The organism is Nocardia sp. AB354, from assembly GCF_049538315.1.
GTDB lineage: Bacteria > Actinomycetota > Actinomycetes > Mycobacteriales > Mycobacteriaceae > Nocardia > Nocardia nova.
The window spans coordinates 407678-423494 of record NZ_JBMVFU010000002.1; the positions used below are offsets into that span (position 1 = coordinate 407678).

Annotated in this window: 16 protein-coding genes and 1 pseudogene; 7 read left to right on the forward strand and 10 right to left on the reverse strand. The window is 69.3% G+C overall.

Features of this window, described 5'->3' with window-relative positions; genetic code table 11:
- The first annotated feature begins 58 nt into the window (after nt 1-58).
- Nucleotides 59-919, forward strand: coding sequence for a sigma-70 family RNA polymerase sigma factor (locus tag ACPCUW_RS04450; protein ID WP_305779152.1), 861 nt, complete (start codon nt 59-61; stop codon nt 917-919).
- A gap of 16 nt (nt 920-935) precedes the next feature.
- Here the strand turns inward: ACPCUW_RS04450 and ACPCUW_RS04455 are convergent, their stop codons facing one another.
- The 9 genes and pseudogenes from ACPCUW_RS04455 to ACPCUW_RS04495 all read right to left on the reverse strand — a co-directional run bounded on the left by ACPCUW_RS04455 (nt 936) and on the right by ACPCUW_RS04495 (nt 10084).
- Nucleotides 936-1751: a putative RNA methyltransferase gene (locus ACPCUW_RS04455; protein WP_423423793.1), complete on the reverse strand. Its 816-nt coding sequence runs from the start codon at nt 1749-1751 to the stop codon at nt 936-938.
- 228 nt (nt 1752-1979) lie between these two features.
- Nucleotides 1980-2147, reverse strand: a complete 168-nt coding sequence (locus ACPCUW_RS04460) for a DUF3117 domain-containing protein (RefSeq protein ID WP_064902036.1) — start codon at nt 2145-2147, stop codon at nt 1980-1982.
- 180 nt (nt 2148-2327) lie between these two features.
- On the reverse strand, nt 2328-2900 hold the full coding sequence (locus ACPCUW_RS04465; protein ID WP_030514905.1) for a DNA-3-methyladenine glycosylase I: 573 nt from the start codon (nt 2898-2900) through the stop codon (nt 2328-2330).
- Between the two features lie 982 nt (nt 2901-3882).
- Nucleotides 3883-4156 (reverse strand): annotated as a pseudogene (locus ACPCUW_RS04470) (DivIVA domain-containing protein); the annotation flags it as partial.
- Nucleotides 4157-4218: 62 nt separating this feature from the next.
- Nucleotides 4219-5355, reverse strand: a complete 1137-nt coding sequence (locus tag ACPCUW_RS04475; RefSeq protein ID WP_030514907.1) for an Mrp/NBP35 family ATP-binding protein — start codon at nt 5353-5355, stop codon at nt 4219-4221.
- 141 nt (nt 5356-5496) lie between these two features.
- Nucleotides 5497-6333, reverse strand: a complete 837-nt coding sequence (locus ACPCUW_RS04480) for a lytic transglycosylase domain-containing protein (RefSeq protein WP_030514908.1) — start codon at nt 6331-6333, stop codon at nt 5497-5499.
- A 169-nt stretch (nt 6334-6502) separates the two neighbouring features.
- Nucleotides 6503-7783, reverse strand: a complete 1281-nt coding sequence (locus tag ACPCUW_RS04485) for a lytic murein transglycosylase (RefSeq protein ID WP_423423738.1) — start codon at nt 7781-7783, stop codon at nt 6503-6505.
- A 328-nt stretch (nt 7784-8111) separates the two neighbouring features.
- On the reverse strand, nt 8112-8720 hold the full coding sequence (locus tag ACPCUW_RS04490) for a DUF1003 domain-containing protein (protein ID WP_063012338.1): 609 nt from the start codon (nt 8718-8720) through the stop codon (nt 8112-8114).
- On the reverse strand, nt 8717-10084 hold the full coding sequence (locus ACPCUW_RS04495) for a magnesium transporter MgtE N-terminal domain-containing protein (protein WP_082856864.1): 1368 nt from the start codon (nt 10082-10084) through the stop codon (nt 8717-8719). Before ACPCUW_RS04495 ends, ACPCUW_RS04490 begins: the two co-directional genes overlap by 4 nt.
- A gap of 50 nt (nt 10085-10134) precedes the next feature.
- On the opposite strand from ACPCUW_RS04495, the gene ACPCUW_RS04500 reads away from it, so the two are divergent.
- The 4 genes from ACPCUW_RS04500 to ACPCUW_RS04515 all read left to right on the forward strand — a co-directional run bounded on the left by ACPCUW_RS04500 (nt 10135) and on the right by ACPCUW_RS04515 (nt 13527).
- Nucleotides 10135-11082 (forward strand): HpcH/HpaI aldolase/citrate lyase family protein, encoded by a 948-nt coding sequence (locus tag ACPCUW_RS04500; protein WP_063012496.1) that lies wholly within the window; start codon nt 10135-10137, stop codon nt 11080-11082.
- A gap of 135 nt (nt 11083-11217) precedes the next feature.
- Nucleotides 11218-12252 carry a fused (3R)-hydroxyacyl-ACP dehydratase subunits HadA/HadB gene (locus tag ACPCUW_RS04505; RefSeq protein ID WP_063012336.1) on the forward strand — a complete coding sequence of 345 codons (1035 nt, stop codon included), beginning with the start codon at nt 11218-11220 and terminating at the stop codon, nt 12250-12252.
- Between the two features lie 161 nt (nt 12253-12413).
- The gene (locus tag ACPCUW_RS04510) at nt 12414-12905 is read left to right on the forward strand and encodes a general stress protein (protein ID WP_030514914.1); all 492 of its coding nucleotides are present in this window, start codon (nt 12414-12416) and stop codon (nt 12903-12905) included.
- A 22-nt stretch (nt 12906-12927) separates the two neighbouring features.
- The gene (locus ACPCUW_RS04515; protein ID WP_082856862.1) at nt 12928-13527 is read left to right on the forward strand and encodes a suppressor of fused domain protein; all 600 of its coding nucleotides are present in this window, start codon (nt 12928-12930) and stop codon (nt 13525-13527) included.
- Between the two features lie 35 nt (nt 13528-13562).
- Here ACPCUW_RS04515 and ACPCUW_RS04520 read toward each other — a convergent pair whose 3' ends face one another.
- Nucleotides 13563-14645 carry a magnesium and cobalt transport protein CorA gene (locus ACPCUW_RS04520; protein WP_063012334.1) on the reverse strand — a complete coding sequence of 361 codons (1083 nt, stop codon included), beginning with the start codon at nt 14643-14645 and terminating at the stop codon, nt 13563-13565.
- Nucleotides 14646-14677: 32 nt separating this feature from the next.
- Between ACPCUW_RS04520 and ACPCUW_RS04525 the strand changes: the two genes are divergently transcribed.
- The gene (locus tag ACPCUW_RS04525; protein ID WP_423423739.1) at nt 14678-15532 is read left to right on the forward strand and encodes a PHP domain-containing protein; all 855 of its coding nucleotides are present in this window, start codon (nt 14678-14680) and stop codon (nt 15530-15532) included.
- Nucleotides 15529-15795, forward strand: a complete 267-nt coding sequence (locus ACPCUW_RS04530; protein WP_063012332.1) for a hypothetical protein — start codon at nt 15529-15531, stop codon at nt 15793-15795. Before ACPCUW_RS04525 ends, ACPCUW_RS04530 begins: the two co-directional genes overlap by 4 nt.
- The last annotated feature ends 22 nt before the right edge of the window (nt 15796-15817 follow it).

The following is a 15817-nucleotide window of genomic DNA, read 5'->3' on the forward strand; positions in this document are numbered from 1 at the left end:
GTCGCACTGATACGGCCACACTTGAGACGGCGTAGCGCGTGGCGAGGATGTGACCGGCGTGAGCGAGCGCGAGCAGGCCCTGCAACGGCTGCACGATCAGCGGCCGCGATTACGGGCGCTCGCGCACCACATGCTCGGCTCGGCGACCGATGCCGAGGATGCCGTCCAGGAGACCTGGCTGCGCGTGCATCGCAGCCCGCCCCGCGCGGTCGGCAACCTCGATGCCTGGCTCACCACGGCTGTGGCGCACACCTGCCTGGATCTGTTGCGCACCCGACGGTCTCGGCCCGAACAACCGAGCGGCACCCAGCTGCCGGATCCGCTGTTCGTCGCCGCCGACGGTCCGGCGGCGCCGGAAGAGCAAGCGCTGCTGTCGGATTCGGTGGGCCTGGCGATGCAGATGGTGCTGTCACAGCTGGAGCCGGCCGAACGTATCGCCTTCGTTCTGCACGACAGCTTCGCGGTGCCGTTCGATCACATCGCCGCGCTGTTGGACCGGACCCCGGCCGCCACCCGCCAATTGGCCAGTCGCGCTCGTCGCCGACTGCGGGCCGCGCCGACACCGGACGGGGAACTCGCCGACCAGCGGGCGGTGGTGGAGGCGTTCTTCGCCGCCGCCCGCCGTGGCGACTTCGAGGCTCTGGTGGCGCAGCTGGCCCCGGAGATCGTGCTGCGCGCCGACGCCGGTGCGGGAGGCGGCTGGGAAATTCACGGCCCGCGCGACACCGCTACCCGTGCCCTGCTGTTCGCCCGGCCGTCCTCGGATGTGCGGCCGGTGCTGGTGAACGGCGCCGTCGGTGCGGTGATCATGTTCGACGGGCAGCCCGGGGTGCTGCTCGCTTTCACGGTGACGAACGGACGTATCGCGGAGATCTACGTCTATGCCGACCGGGAGCGGGTTGCGGCCTTCTTCCGGTGAGCAGGGTGGCCGCCGGTCAGCGGTGGTAGGACGCGACGGTGACCGAGGCCGTCACCGGCATCGCTTCGGGGAGGCCGGCGATCAGGTCGTCGCGGGATGCGGTGGCGTGATGAGCCGACGGACCCATGCCGACCACATTCGCGATCGCGGCGTGATCGAGGGTCATCTCGTATTCGACCGTGACGCGTCCGGCGGGCCGGAAATCCGCGGACAGCGCGTCGGTCAGGCGCGCGTCCTTGTCCGTCTGCACGCCCACCATGTCCAGCGGGGCGATGAGTTCGGCCAAGTGGCGTGGCGTGGGTGTGACGACGACGAAGGCGCCGCCGGGGCGCAGCACCCGCGCGACCTCGGCCGGATTGCGCGGGGCGAAGACGCACAGCACCCGGTCGAGCGCACGGTCGCGGATCGGCAGCCCCTGCCAGACGTCGGCGAGGATCGACGCCGCACGCGAATGGGCGCGAGCGGCCCGGCGCGCCGCCGGTTTCGAGACGTCGAGTGCGATGCCGTGCGCCGCGGGCGCCGCCTCCAGCCCGGCGGCCAGGTAGTAACCGGTGCCGGCGCCGATTTCGAGGATCGTGCCGGTCGGTGCGCCATCCGCGACGACGTCGGCCGTCGCGCGCGTGATCTGGTCGAAATGGCCCGCGCTCTGGAATCGCGCCCGGGCGTCCAGCATGTCGGCGGTATCGCCGGTCATCTTGGTGGCGGCGCCGGTCAGCAGGCTGACGTAACCCTGTTTGGCGATGTCGAAGCTGTGGCCCGCCTCGCACATCAGGCGACGATCCCGGAGCTCGACGCCCGCACGACATTCCGGGCAGGCCACCGCGGATGCGATCGCGGCCAAGGGTGAGGCGTGGTCTGTGGGCGGCCCCGGCGTCGTGCCGGGTGCCGCCTGCCGTGTTCCGCGGTTCGGTCCGGTCATGTGATCCGCCGGGCATTCTCGGCCGCCCGGCCGAGGAGGCCGACGCGACGGGCGCAGATCCAGCCGGTGACCCGGCCGGATCTGCGCGCGCGGGTTCGCGCCGGCAATTTCATCACCGGTGTATTTCGTTGGGTCGAGCGGCTAGCTGGTGACCGCGGTGAGCTCTTTACCGAGAGCTGCCGCTTCCTCCGGCGTGAGCTCGACGACCAAACGCCCGCCACCCTCGAGTGGAACCCGCATGACGATTCCACGCCCTTCCTTGGTTGCCTCGAGGGGACCGTCCCCGGTGCGGGGCTTCATGGCCGCCATCCTCTGCTCCCTCCAGATCCGCGCGGTCTGCTGCGCACTTCTCGGAACTAATGTGTTGTCACCAACAGGCAGCCGCCGGACGCGACAGGCATGTCCGGTTGGGCTGCACCACGCCTATTCTTCCTTATCAGCGAACCGGCCGGGTACCTGAGTTCGAAAACCGACCGGCGTGGCGCGTGATCAACGCCGCAGATCGACCCAGCAATCGGCCAGATGGTCATCGACCATTCCGGTCGCCTGCATCAATGCGTACGCCGTGGTCGGACCCACGAACCGGAACCCGCGCTTCTTGAGTTCTCTTGCGAGAGCGACGGATTCGGGTGTGACGGCGGGCACGTCGGACAGTTCGCGCGGGCGCGGGCGAGCGGGCGGCGCGAACGACCAGAGCAGCTCGTCCAGCCCGGGGCTCAACTCCCGTGCAACCCGGGCATTGGCGACACACGCAAGGATTTTGGCGCGATTGCGCACGATGCCTGGATCGGCCAGGAGCCGCTCCACATCGTCGTCCCCGAATTCGGCCACCCGGTCGATGGCGAATCCGGCGAAGGCCGCCCGGAACGCCGGCCGCTTGCGCAGGATCGTGATCCAGGACAGCCCGGACTGGAACGCCTCGAGACACATCCGCTCGAACAGCGCGTCGTCGCCGTGCAGCGGCCGGCCCCACTCGGTGTCGTGATAGTCCCGGTAGAGCTGCGAGGACTGCGACCAGCCGCAGCGCACCTTCCCATCGTCCACCACCGCCTCGACGCTCATCGAGGCCCTCCGGCGGCCGAAGGGGGGTCTCCCGGTAACGGCGGCGGCGCCCAGCCGGTCGCGGGTGTCTCCGTCGCCGGGGCGAATCCGGTCGTCGAGTCCGGCCCGGGGGGAGCGATGTAACCGGTGGTTCCGGCCACTCCCGCTTCGCTCGTGGTCTCCGACTCGGGGCGGACGGTCGTCGACCGGTCGGTCGGCGCCACCCCGTCGTGCCCGGCGGAAGCCTGCGGGGTGGTGCCCTGCTCGACGGAGCCCGATGCCGCTGCTTGCGCGGCGGCGTCGGTCGGTGAAGCGACACCGACCGTGCCGGACGCCTGCCCGATGCTGCCCGGCTCACCGACAGTGGACCCGCTGGGTGTGGTGGCGTGAGGGCCCGCGACGGTCGGGGCGGTACCGATGGCCGGTGCATATCCGTTCACCGGGTAGCCGGTTCCGGGGAGGGCGGTGCCGGTGGGCATTCCCGCCCCGGCGGGCAGGCTGCCGAAACCGACGCCGGGGGCGAAGCCCGCGCCAGAGGTGAAGCGCGCGCCAGGGGTCAAGCCCGCGCCAGGGGTAGGTCCCGCCCCGGGGGTGAAGCCGGCGGTGGGGGTGAAGCCGGCGGCGGGGGTAGAGCCCGCGCCGGGTGTGAAGCCTGCGCCGGGGGCAGAGCCGGTGCTGGAGGTGGAGCTCGCGCCGAGGGTGAAGCCGCTGCCGGAGCTATCGGCAGGAATCTGACCGGTCGCACCGCCGACAGCCGGGGTACCCGGACCGGCCGGAGCCGGTCCGCCCAGGCCGTTGGGATTCGCGCTGCCGGGACCGGCGAAGGTGGCGCCGCCGGGACCGGCGAAGGTGGCGCCGCCGAAGAAGGTTCCGGTGCTGAAGTTGGTGGTCGTGCCGTTGCCGGCGGCCGGAGGCGTGTCCGTGGGAGGGAGCGTGGTTCCCGTATTCGGTTGCGCCGGTGTGATTTCGGGTTCTCCGGCGGCGGATGGGTAGGTGCTGCGGCTGCGCTCGAGTTGCATTTCCAGCTCGTCGATCCGGGCGGCCAATCGGCTCAGCGCCCAGTCGACCTCGCCCGCCTTGTACCCCCGGAACACCTGCTGGAACCGCAACGCGCGCACATCCGAGCCGCGAATACCCGCGGCGGGCAGCACCGTCACCGTTGTCCCCTCCGGCAGCGGCCCCAATTCCTCCCCGCGCCCGAACACCGCACTGGCCACCAGGAACAGCAACGCGGCCACCAAGCCGACGATGAGCACGTACAACAGCAGCGTGAGCATAGGTCGAGCTTAGGTGGCGACACCGACAGCGATCTCGGCAGCTGTGGCGGGCCGGCACCGCCCTATAGGTGACGGGTGGTGTCGATGCCCAGCGACATGCCCGCCAGCCCGCGGCGGCGCACCGCCAATTTATCGGCGATCCCTTGAAGGGCCTGTGCCGCGGGGTTTTCCGGGTCGCTCAGCACGATCGGGGTGCCCTCGTCACCGGCCTCGCGCAATTCCTGGGTGATCGGGATCTGGCCGAGCAGTGGCACCTCGGCGCCGACCGCGCGGGTGAGCCGGTCGGCGACGGCCTGGCCGCCGCCCGACCCGTAGAGCTCCATGCGGGATCCGTCGGGCAGATCCAGCCACGACATGTTCTCCACCACACCGGCGATGCGCTGGCGGGTCTGCAGGGCGATGGCCCCGGCCCGTTCGGCGACCTCGGCGGCGGCCGGCTGCGGCGTGGTCACCACCAGGATCTCGGCGTTGGGAATGAGCTGAGCGATGGAGATCGCGACGTCACCGGTGCCGGGCGGCAGGTCCAGCAGCAACACGTCCAGATCGCCCCAGAACACGTCGGCCAGGAACTGCTGCAGCGCCCGGTGCAGCATCGGGCCGCGCCACACCACCGGGGTATTGCCCTGGGTGAACATGGCGATCGAGATGACCTTCACGTCGTGGGCGACCGGCGGCATGATCATCCGCTCGACCTGCGTGGGCCGCTGGTCCGTGCCGAGCATGCGCGGTACGGAATGGCCGTAGATATCGGCGTCCAGGACGCCGACCGACAGGCCGCGCGCGGCGAGCGCGGCCGCGAGATTGACCGTGACGCTCGACTTTCCGACACCGCCCTTACCGGAGGCGACCGCGTACACGCGGGTCAGCGATCCGGGCTGGGCGAACGGGATCACCGGGTCGGCGGAATCGCCGCGCAGCTGCTTGCGCAGTTCGGTGCGCTGCTCATCGCTCATCACATCGAGGTCGACGGTCACGGCACCGACGCCCGCGACGTCGGCCACCGCCTTGGTGACCATCTCGGTGAGCTTGGTGCGCAGCGGGCAGGCCGCGGTCGTCAGATAGATCTCGACGTGCACACTGCTGTCGTCGCGGACCGAGACGCTCTTGACCATGCCGAGTTCGGTGATCGGCTTGCGGATCTCCGGGTCGTCCACCTTTGCGAGCGCGCCCCGCACATCCGTTTCCGTAACCACTGGCATAGCCGTGAGTCTAGCGACCGGAGCGACGGGGCCGGAGGCGGCAGCCTGCGTAACCCCGGAGGCCGCCGCGTAGGTCGCCATAGACACAGCGACCGGAGCGACGGGGCCGGAGGCGGCAGCCTGGCCCCGTCACCGTCCGGCTCAGATTCGCGGCAGCTGGCTGGGCTTGGGCGCCACACCCGTGCGGTACGCGACCTCCCATGCCATCACATTGGCGACGTAGGCCATCGAGTTGTTGTAGCGCATGATCGCCTTGGACTGCTGCGACAGATCCGTCATGTTCAGTCCGCCCGAGCAGAGGTAGTTGCCCGCGGTCAGGGCGGCGTCGAAGAGATTCTGCGGATCGGCGATGCCGTCGCCGTCGCCGTCTCCGGCGAATTTGCGCCACGTCTCGGGCAGGAACTGCATCGGGCCGACCGCCCGGGTGAAGCCCTGCATACCGCCGTCGAGGTCGTCGCCGTTCGCGTGCACGACGTTGTTGCCCGCCAGGCTGCCGTCGAGAACGGGCCCGTAGATCGGGTCGAGCGCGACGCCCTTGGAATCGGCCTTGCCGTAGGCGTGATGCGATTCGACCTGTCCGATACCGGCCAGCACCGACCACGGCATGTGGCAGTCCGGTTCCTCCTGGGCCAGAATGCGTTCCGCGTTCTGGTAGGCCGCGTAGGCGATGCCGGGCATACCGTTCGGTCCCGGCGGCAGATCGGCGGCGACCCGGCCTTCCGGCTGCGCAACGGTTTTCACGATCGGCGGGCCGGGATGCTTTGCGGCGCGCATCATTTCGTCCGGCGCGGCCTGCTGGTCGACGGCCTGCTGGGCGTCCGGAGTGTGTTGCGGCAGAGCCACAGCGGTGAATTCGCCGGTGTTGACCTCGGCGGCAGAGGCGCCGACGGCGACGAGTCCCGCGGGGACGAGTCCGGTCAGAGCGATAACGGATCCGCGCCGGACAGGGGTGGCCGGCTGCTTACGGTGACGTCCCACGATGTGGTGACCCTCCAATGCTCGCTGTGAGCTTTTCGTGACACAACGAGATCAGATTACCGCATCCGAGACCTTTTCGTTACTGCTTCGTGACCGCCTCTCCCGTTTACGCCGAAACCCCCGTCTCAGCGGGGGTTTCGGATCGGGCGAGGGTATCGAGCGACTACTACTACTGCGGCGGCGCCGGCGGACCGGGCAGGACGGGCAGCGGGACGACGATTCCGAACGGCAGCGTGATTCCCGGCTGCTGGGTCGGGCTCGGCGGCGCCGCCGGTGCCGGCGCGGGAGCCTCCGGGCCGGGTTCCGGTGTCTTGGAAGGTGTTTGCGACTGCTGCTCGGGCGCGGCCGGTGCCGGTGCCCCGTCCGTTTGTGCCGGTGCCCCGGGCTGGCTGCCGGGCGCCGGCTGGCCCTGCGGCTGCGTGCACGCCGGTGCCGCCGGCTTCGGTGCGTTCGGATCGGCCGGGGCCGCATTCTGATTCGCGGGCGCGTTCGGATCGATGGGCTTGCCCTCGGCGGCCTGCGGATCGATCGGGCGCACCGGGTCGCCCGCCGCCCAGCGCTGAGTCTGCGCGGGTGCGGCCGGTTGTGCGGGTTGCCCGGGTTGCGGCATCGGCGCCGGCACCACGGCCGGGTCGCACGGATTCGGCTTCGGCGGCGGACAGAAGATGCCGCACGGGATCGGCGGCAGCCCCGGAATATTGATCATCACCTGGGTCGGTTGCTGCGGCGTCGGCGCGGTGGTGGTGGCCTGCGACGGCGGCGCGGTGGTGGTCGGAATGCTGCCGTTGGCGGCGAGGATGTCCGGGCCCGCGGGCGGGGCCTGCATCGTGCCCGGGGGAATCAGATCGGGCGAGATCTGCACCTGGGTCGGCGCGCCGCCGGTCTTGTAGGCATTGGCCCAGCTCAGCACGTTGGCGGCGTAGGCCATCGAGTTGTTGTAGCGCAGGACCGCGCGCAGTTCCTGCTGCGGGTCACGCAGATTCAGCCCGCCCGAGCACAGGTACTTGCCCGCGGCCAGCGACGCGTCGAAGACGTTGTTCGGATCCGCGACGCCGTCGCCGTTACCGTCGGACGCGTACAGCGACCAGGTGCCGGGCAGGAACTGCATCGGGCCGACCGCCCGCACGAAATTGCCGTCGGCGGCCTTGATGACCTCGTTACCCGGCAGCGTGCCGTCCAGCGACGGTCCGTAGATGGTGCCGATGGTCGTGCCCGCGGCGTCGGTGCGGCCGTGCCCGGCGTGATTGGACTCGATGCGCCCGATCCCGGCGAGCAGGCTCCAGCTGAGACCGCAGTTCGGCTCCGAGGACTGCAGTGTCAGTTCGGCATTGCGATAGGCGGCGAGCACGATCTCCGGAATTCCGAAGGCTCCGCTACCGCCCGGCAACGCGATGTCCTGCAGCGGCACGGTACCGCCGAACAACGGCGCCCCATCCGCGGGCGCCGTCATAGCTCTGAGTTTGCGAGGAGGTTCGGGAGCGGCCGGTACCAGCCCCACCGCCTCGGGGTCGGAGTTGCCGGCGTCGGTGGGGGAGCTTGCTGCCGCCAAGCGCGCCTCGGTCGTCCTGGGCGCACTGGTTCGCGCGGTCGTGTGCGCCGCCGAACCTGTAGCCATCAAACCCGCAACCACCAGCGCCGATACGGTAATCGGTCCAGATATTCGCATCGGCACAACCAATCCCCTCGTAGTCGTTGAGCGACCTGATACGCGCGGGGCCGCCACGGACAACGTGATCCAGGTTACCTGTCGGTCAGCACCTTGTTATCGATAATTGCGGTCAGCCGCCATCTATTTGAGGCGAAATCGGTACTCGACCCCTCTTTCGATCGGTACTTTTCTTGGACTTCGCCGTCTCGACAGCATCTTCGTCGTCCAGAGGCGCATGGAGTTGGAGCCGCGCCAGAGCGTCTTTGATGTCCTCGAGTTCGCGGCGCAGATAGTCGCGAGTAGCCACCTCGCCCACCGCGATCCGCAGCGCCGCCAGCTCCCGGGCCAGGAATTCGGTGTCCGCCTTGGTCTGTGCCGCGCGGCGGCGATCCTCCTCGAGAGATACCTTGTCGCGGTTGTCCTGCCGGTTCTGGGCCAGCAGGATCAGGGGTGCGGCATACGCGGCCTGGGTGGAGAAGGCCAGGTTGAGCAGGATGAACGGATACGGATCCCACTGCAGGCTGACCGCGAAGACGTTGAGGCCGATCCAGACCACGACCACGACCGTCTGCAACAGCAGATAACGACCGGTCCCCAGGAAGCGGGCCACGGTCTCACTGCCCCGCGCCACGGCCTCGGGGTCGATCTCGAATCGGAACCGCGATTCGACAGGTGTCTCCAAGCGCGCCCGGGCGATCGGCTTGTCCGGGCGGCTCGCGCGTTCGCTGCGCTCACTCATGCTTTCGCCCTTCCGGCCGCCGCTTTACCCGCCCCCGCGTTACCCGTCGCCGCCGCGCGCGACGCCGCCGCGATGGAATGGATCGTGCTCGCCGGTTCGGTGGCGTCCTCGTCCTGTTCGCGCCAGTCCTCGGGCAGCAGATGGTCCAGCACGTCGTCGACGCTCACCGCGCCGAGCAGGTGATTCTCCTCGTCCACCACCGGCCCGCAGACCAGGTTGTAGGTCGCGAAGTAGCGGGTGACCGCCGTCAGCGCGGCATCGGGATGCAACTGGGTGAGGTCGCTGTCGACCAGCCCGCCCACCATGGTCGCGGGCGGTTCCCGCAGCAGCGCCTGGGTGTGCACACAACCCAGATAGCGGCCGGTCGGCGTCGCGGTCGGCGGGCGGACCACGAACACCATCGACGCCAGCGCCGGAGTCAGGTCGGGGTCGCGGATGCGGGCCAATGCCTCGGCGACGGTCGCCGCGGGCGTGAGCACCACCGGGCGCGGCGTCATCATGCCGCCCGCGGTGTAGGGCGAATATTCGAGCAGGCGCCGCACCGGCTCCGATTCCTCCGGATCCATCAGCGCCAGCAGCGCCTCGGCCTCGCCGGTGGGCAGCTCGCCCAGCAAGTCGGCGGCGTCGTCGGGGTCCATCGCCTCGAGCAGGTCGGCCGCGCGTTCGACACCCAGATTCTGCAGCACGTCGACCTGGTCGTTCTCCGGAAGTTCCTGCACGACGTCGGCGAGCCGTTCGTCGTCGAGGGCCCGGGCCAATTCGATCCGGCGCTTCTCGGGCAGTTCGCGCAGCAGATGCGCCACGTCTGCCGGGCGCAGGCCCTCGAACTGGCCGAGCAGCTGGGTGACGTCCTGCCCGGGCAGATTCAGTTCGTGCTGGGTCAGCCCGCGCACATCCGACCACTCGACCACGTGCACCTCGCGTCGCCGGCCCAGGCGCCGATGTCCGCGCACCGCCACCCGCGAGAGCACCCAGTCGCGGGTGCGGCTCTGTTCGATGCCGAGGTCGACGACGAAGACGTCCACCCCTTCCAGGTCCGGGAGTTCGGGATCGACGACGCGCACCTTGGAGTCGAGCACCTGCGCCAACGCCAGCATTTCGCCGGGCCGCTGTTCGAAGCGGCGCAGGCTCACGGTGCCGGTGTTGAGGTTGACCGAGTTCGGCTCGATCGCGTTGACCCGGAGCATCGGGACGAAAATACGTTTGCGCGTGGGTAATTCGACCAGTAGTCCCAGCACCCGGGGTTGCTGGCGGTCGTAGCGGATGGAGATCACCACGTCCCGCAGACGGCCGATAGACTCGCCGTCCGGACCCAGTACCACCAGGCCCGCCAGCCTGGCGGCGAAAACTTTCGTTGCTGCCATAAGTGCAAGGCTATGTGGTGCCGCCCCGCGAGACGATTCAGGAGCCGCCCATGTCAACGCGTCGATCGGTGCTAGCCGTACCCGGCAGTAATCTTCGGATGATCGACAAGGCCAAGGGTTTGCCCGCCGACGAGATCTTTCTCGACCTCGAGGATGCCGTCGCTCCGCCCGCCAAGGCCGCTGCCCGCGCCAATATCGTCGCCGCGCTGAACTCGCCCGGCTGGGGCAATCAGATCAAGGTGGTGCGGGTCAACGACTGGACGACGGAATGGACCTACGCCGACGTCATTTCGGTGGTCGAGGGCGCCGGCCGCGATCTGGACGCGATTCTGCTGCCCAAGGTGCTCGACGGTGCCCAGGTGCGCGCGCTCGATCTGCTGCTGACCCAGCTGGAGAAGGCCAACGGCCTCGAGGTGGGCCGCATCGGCATCGAGCCGCAGATCGAGAACGCGCAGGGACTGCGCAACATCGACGAGATCGCCACCGCCAGTCCGCGCGTGCAGACCCTGGTCTTCGGTCCCGCCGACTTCATGGCCAGTATCAACATGCGCACCCTGGTGGTCGGTGAACAGCCCGAGGGCTACGCGCCCGGCGACGCCTACCACCACATTCTGATGACCATCCTGCTCGCCGCCCGGGCCCACGGCCTGCAGGCCATCGACGGTCCCTATCTGCAGATCCGCGATCTCGACGGCTTCCGCCGCGCCGCATCCCGCACCGCGGCCCTCGGTTTCGACGGCAAATGGGTGCTGCACCCCACACAGGTCGAGGCGTGCAACGAGATCTTCAGCCCGCGCCAGGCCGATTACGACCGCGCCGAGGAGATCCTCGACGCCTACGCGTATCACACCTCGACCGCCGGCGGCGCCCGCGGCGCGGTCATGCTCGGCGACGAGATGATCGACGAGGCCAGCGCGAAGATGGCGCAGGTCGTCGCGGAGAAGGGCCGGGCCGCGGGGATGGCCCGCAGCACGAGTTTCGTCCCGCCGCAGGCATAGCGACAACTCACAATCGGCCCGCCCGCGTGTCGTGAAACCTTCCGAAAGGTAGGCGGATCCGGCGACCGGTGGCTGCGGCGTGCTTACGCTCCAGCGCAGCCGAGCGTTGAGGAGTGTGGCTTGTCCGAGCTAACCGTGGATGTGGCGGCATACACGCGGTCCCTGGTGGGATATGCCTACCGTGCCGAGGACTACTACGAGGTCGGGCGGGAGAAGATTCGCGAGTACGCCCGTGCGGTGCAGGATCACGGCCCGGTGCACTGGCGGGAGGCGGCCGCCGCGGAGTACGGCTACGGCGCGGTGGTCGCGCCGCCCACGTTCCTGTCGATTCCCGCGATGCTGGCCAATCGCCGGCTGTTCGAACGCGTCATCACCGGCTACGACGTGTACGTCCAGACCGATCAGGTTTTCGAGTTCCATCGGCCGGTGGTCTCCGGTGATCGTCTGGTGAGCGACGTCGAGGTCGCCGCGGTGCGCACCATCGCCGGAAAGGATCTGATCACCGTCACCAACACCTTCACCGATCAGTTCGACGAGGTCGTCCACGTGATGCACACGACCGCGGTCGGTGTCGCCGGCGACGATATCGACGCGGGTATCGGCGGTGCGATCGAACGCGTGATCATGCAGGGTGTCGGGGCGCCGTCGGCGGCGCAGGGGCTTTCCGAGGCGGAAGTGCTGGAAGCCGCCGTCGCGCCTCGCCGCGACCACCGCTTCTCCGAGGTATCGCGAAAGCGCGTACTGCACAATGTCATTCGCTTCGAAGAGGTCGCGGTGGGCGACGAGCTCCCGCCGCGCACCGCGCGGGTCACACGCGGTGATCTGGTGAACTACGCGGGTGTCTCGGGTGACGCCAACCCCATCCACTGGCACGACGGCGTCGCCGCGCTCGCGGGCCTGCCCGACGTCATCGCGCACGGCATGCTCACGATGGGGCTCGGCGCGGGCTTCGTCACCGGATGGCTGGGCGACCCCGGAGCGCTGACCCGATACGCGGTGCGGCTGTCGAACTACACGATCGTGGACGCCCGGTCCGCGGGCGTCGTCGAATTCACCGGCCGGATCAAATCCCTCGATCCGCAGGCCCGCACCGCCGTCGTGGTGGTCGTCGCGAAGTCGGCGGGCCGCAAGATATTCGGTCTGGCCACCGCCGAGGTCCGCTTGGCGTGAGCCGGGGTTCGTCCGGGTCGATGCGTGCGGTCCACTCGGTGTGATCCTCGGCGGTGCAATGTCCGAACTGCTGCCCTTCGGCGGTAAAATCGGACACGCGGTGCGCCGCTGAGTCGTCGCATCCAGCCGCAGCGGCGATATCGACCTAGGATCGTGGAGTTATGACCAATCCGTTGGGTAGTCCGAATCGCAATCGGCCCGGCTTGCCGACGCCGCCGTCGGGGTGGCCGGTCGCCTCCTATCCGACCTACGCCGAAGCGCAGCGGGCGGTCGACTATCTGGCCGACAACCAGTTCCCGGTGGAGAACATGACCATCGTGGGTGTCGATCTGATGCAGGTCGAACGAGTGCTGGGCCGGCTTACTTGGGGCAAAGTCATTGGCGGCGGCATGGTTTCGGGCGCCTGGCTGGGCCTGTTCCTGGGGTTGCTGCTGAGCCTGTTCACCACGGGCGGCGTGATCGGGCCGCTGGTGGTCGGCCTGGTCGGCGGCATCATCTTCGGGCTCATCTCGGCGGTGATCCCGTACGCCGCCACCCGCGGCACCCGCGACTTCGCCTCCACCATGCAGCTGGTCGCCGGCCGCTACGACGTGCTGTGCGACCCGAAGGTGGCCGAGCAGGCGCGGGATATGCTGGCGCGCCTGGCGCTGTAGGGCTCTGGCACGCTCTAGGGCTATGGAACTCGATCAGGTGCGGTCCGCGGTACTGACGCATTTCGGCATCCCCCGGACGGGGTCGGGATTCGACGACACCCGCTTCGATTCCGCGTCGGTGACCTTTCTCGGCCTGGAGCCGATCGACATCCTGCGCATCCCCGACGGCGAGTTCGTGCACTACGTCACCCTCGGCGGCTCCCGGCATCCGATGACCGATTCCGCGGCGGCGCTGGCCGACCCCGTGCGCGGCCCGCGCGCCGAACTGGTGCTGACGCTGCGCGGCGGAGCCGGTGCCCAGGCGGGCCTGCCGCGCGGACTAGGCGTGCTGATCGCCGCGCCCGCGGTGGAAGGCGTTGTGCTGCAACCGGATGCGCTGCTCGACCTCGGAGAACCGTTGTGGCACAACGCTCCCTTCACCGCTGTTCTGCTGGGCGAGGCCGATATCGCCGAGGTGGCACTGCCGGAACCCGCCGATCCGGTGCGATTCCTGTCGGTCGCGCCGATCACCGCCACCGAGGCGGCGTGGGTGCGGGTGCGCGGGGCCGCGGCGCTCCGGGACGCGTGGGCCGAAGCGGGGATCGACATCCGGGATCCGCACCGGGCCGCCGCGAATCTGTAAGACCGCGCGGGCACCCGGCGGCGAAACGTCCAGCCTCACAACCACTTGTTGCGCCGCAGCGCGACGAACAGCGCACCGCAGATGACCAGGATCACGATCCACACCATCCCGTATCCGTAGGTCCACGACAGCTCCGGCATATGGGTGAAGTTCATGCCGTAGATGCCGGCGATCATGGTCGGCACCGCGGCCATCGCGGCCCAGGCCGAGATCTTGCGCATATCGGTGTTCTGCTGCACGCTGACCTTCGCCAGCGCCGCGTTGATCAGCGCGCTGAGCGCCTCGTCGAAATCGCTGATCCGCTCGGCGACCGCGGTGTGGTGGTCGGCGACGTCACGCAGATAGCGGCGGATCTCCTTCGGCATCGGCAGTTCCGAACTGCGGCTGAGCACCTGCAGCGGCAGCGCCAGCGGGTTGACCGCCCGCCGCAACTCGACCACCTCGCGCTTGAGCTGATAGATGGCCTCGATGGTGAGCCGGCTGCGCGGGGTGAAGACCTCTTCCTCCATGCCCTCGACATCGTCTTCGACCGACTGCGTCACCAGGAGATACGTATCCACCACATGGTCGGCCACGGCGTGCAGGACCGCGCCCGGTCCCAGCGCCAGGCGTTCGGGATGCTTCTCCATCTCCTCGCGCACCACCTTCAGCGCGGTGTGCTCGCCGTGGCGGACGGTGACCACGAAATCCGCGCCGATGAAGATCATGATCTCGCCGGTCTGCACGATCTCGCTGACCGAGTTGGGGTCGTGTTCGAGGTATTTCACGGTGCGCAACACCAGGAACAGGGTGTCGTCGTAGCGTTCCAGTTTGGGGCGCTGATGGGCGTGCACGGCGTCTTCGACCGCGAGTTCGTGCAGGCCGAAGATCTCGCCCACCTCGGCCATCTGGTCGGCGTCGGGAGCGTGCATGCCCACCCAGACGAAGCCGTCGCCGCGCTCGCGCACCTGTGCCAGCGCGGCCGCCGGGGTCACATGTCCGGACTGGCGGCGGCCGTCGACATAGACGCCGCAATCGACGATCGCGCGGGCGGTGGGAACCGGAATCCGGGGCAGCTGCGGCCCCCGCCGCGACCTCCCGGAGCCACGGAACGGGGGAAACGGCGGTATCGAGGGCACGCCCCGGATGCTAGTTGGGCAAGATGGAACGCGTGCGTATCGACCTCCACACCCATTCGACCGCATCCGACGGCACCGACACTCCCGGCGATCTGATGCGCGCCGCCGCGGCGGCGGGGCTGGACGTGGTGGCGATCACCGATCACGACACCACCTCCGGATGGGACGAGGCGGTCACCGCGCTGCCCGCGGGGCTGCGGTTGGTGCGCGGGATGGAGATGTCCTGCGTCGGTATGGGGGAGGACGGCTGGCCGGTGCCGGTGCATCTGCTGGCCTACCTGTTCGATCCGGCCGATGCCGCCTTCGCCGCCGAACGCGAGCGGTTGCGCACCGAACGCGTCTCGCGCGTGCGCGCGATGGCCGATCTCATGGTGGCCGATGGCCTGCCGATCGACCCGGACGCGGTACTCGCCGCGGCGGGCCCGGCAGCGGGACGCCCACATCTGGCGCGAGCGCTGGTCGAGGTCGGTGTGGTCCCGACGGTCGGCGCGGCCTTCGACGATCTGCTCGCGCCGCGCGGCCGCTATTACGTCGAGAAGGCCGACACGCCGCTGCGGCAGGCGGTGGAGATGGTGGCCGCGGCCGGTGGGGTGACCGTGGTCGCGCACGCGCGCGCCCGCACCCGGGGGCGGCTGCTGGCGCTCGACGACATCCGCGATCTGGCCGAGCACGGGCTGGGCGGACTCGAAATCGATCACCCCGACCACAATCCCGCCGACCGGGCGGTGCTGCGCGAGCTGGCGCGCGAACTGGACCTCATCGGTACGGGATCCTCGGATTACCACGGCGCCGACAAGCCCGTGGGCCTGGGCGAATGCCTCACGGACGCAGAGCAATTCGAGCGTCTGGCCGAGAAGGCGAGCGGCGTCGCGGTGGTCGCCTCGTGAGGGTCGTGCGGGCGCTCAGCGGAACGGTGGCCGCCGGATTGGTGGTGCTGGCGGCGGTCGTCGTCGGCGCGGCGGTCCTGGGGGTGCGGCGCGGATTTCCCGGACCGGGTGCGAGCAGTGTCGGCTGGCATATCGGAATGGCGGCGCTGGCGCTCGGCGCGCAAATTTTTTCCGACCGGCGTCGGGGAATTCCGGCGTTTTTCGGATCTCTGGTCGTCTTTGTGGCGGCGGGTTACCTATTGGTTACGCAATGGTGGAATTGATCTCCGCGTAACAGTTGCGGCC

Excerpts from the sequence above, each read along its gene's own strand:
- ACPCUW_RS04465 (WP_030514905.1), bottom strand. The coding sequence starts at position 2,900 with ATGAGCGTCGAGGCGGTGGTGGACGATGGGAAGGTGCGCTGCGGCTGG.
- ACPCUW_RS04490 (WP_063012338.1), bottom strand. The coding sequence starts at position 8,720 with ATGAGTGAGCGCAGCGAACGCGCGAGCCGCCCGGACAAGCCGATCGCC.
- ACPCUW_RS04495 (WP_082856864.1), bottom strand. The coding sequence starts at position 10,084 with ATGGCAGCAACGAAAGTTTTCGCCGCCAGGCTGGCGGGCCTGGTGGTA.
- ACPCUW_RS04500 (WP_063012496.1), top strand. The coding sequence starts at position 10,135 with ATGTCAACGCGTCGATCGGTGCTAGCCGTACCCGGCAGTAATCTTCGG.
- ACPCUW_RS04475 (WP_030514907.1), bottom strand. The coding sequence starts at position 5,355 with ATGCCAGTGGTTACGGAAACGGATGTGCGGGGCGCGCTCGCAAAGGTG.
- ACPCUW_RS04515 (WP_082856862.1), top strand. The coding sequence starts at position 12,928 with ATGGAACTCGATCAGGTGCGGTCCGCGGTACTGACGCATTTCGGCATC.
- ACPCUW_RS04460 (WP_064902036.1), bottom strand. The coding sequence starts at position 2,147 with ATGGCGGCCATGAAGCCCCGCACCGGGGACGGTCCCCTCGAGGCAACC.
- ACPCUW_RS04510 (WP_030514914.1), top strand. The coding sequence starts at position 12,414 with ATGACCAATCCGTTGGGTAGTCCGAATCGCAATCGGCCCGGCTTGCCG.
- ACPCUW_RS04485 (WP_423423738.1), bottom strand. The coding sequence starts at position 7,783 with ATGACGGCGCCCGCGGATGGGGCGCCGTTGTTCGGCGGTACCGTGCCG.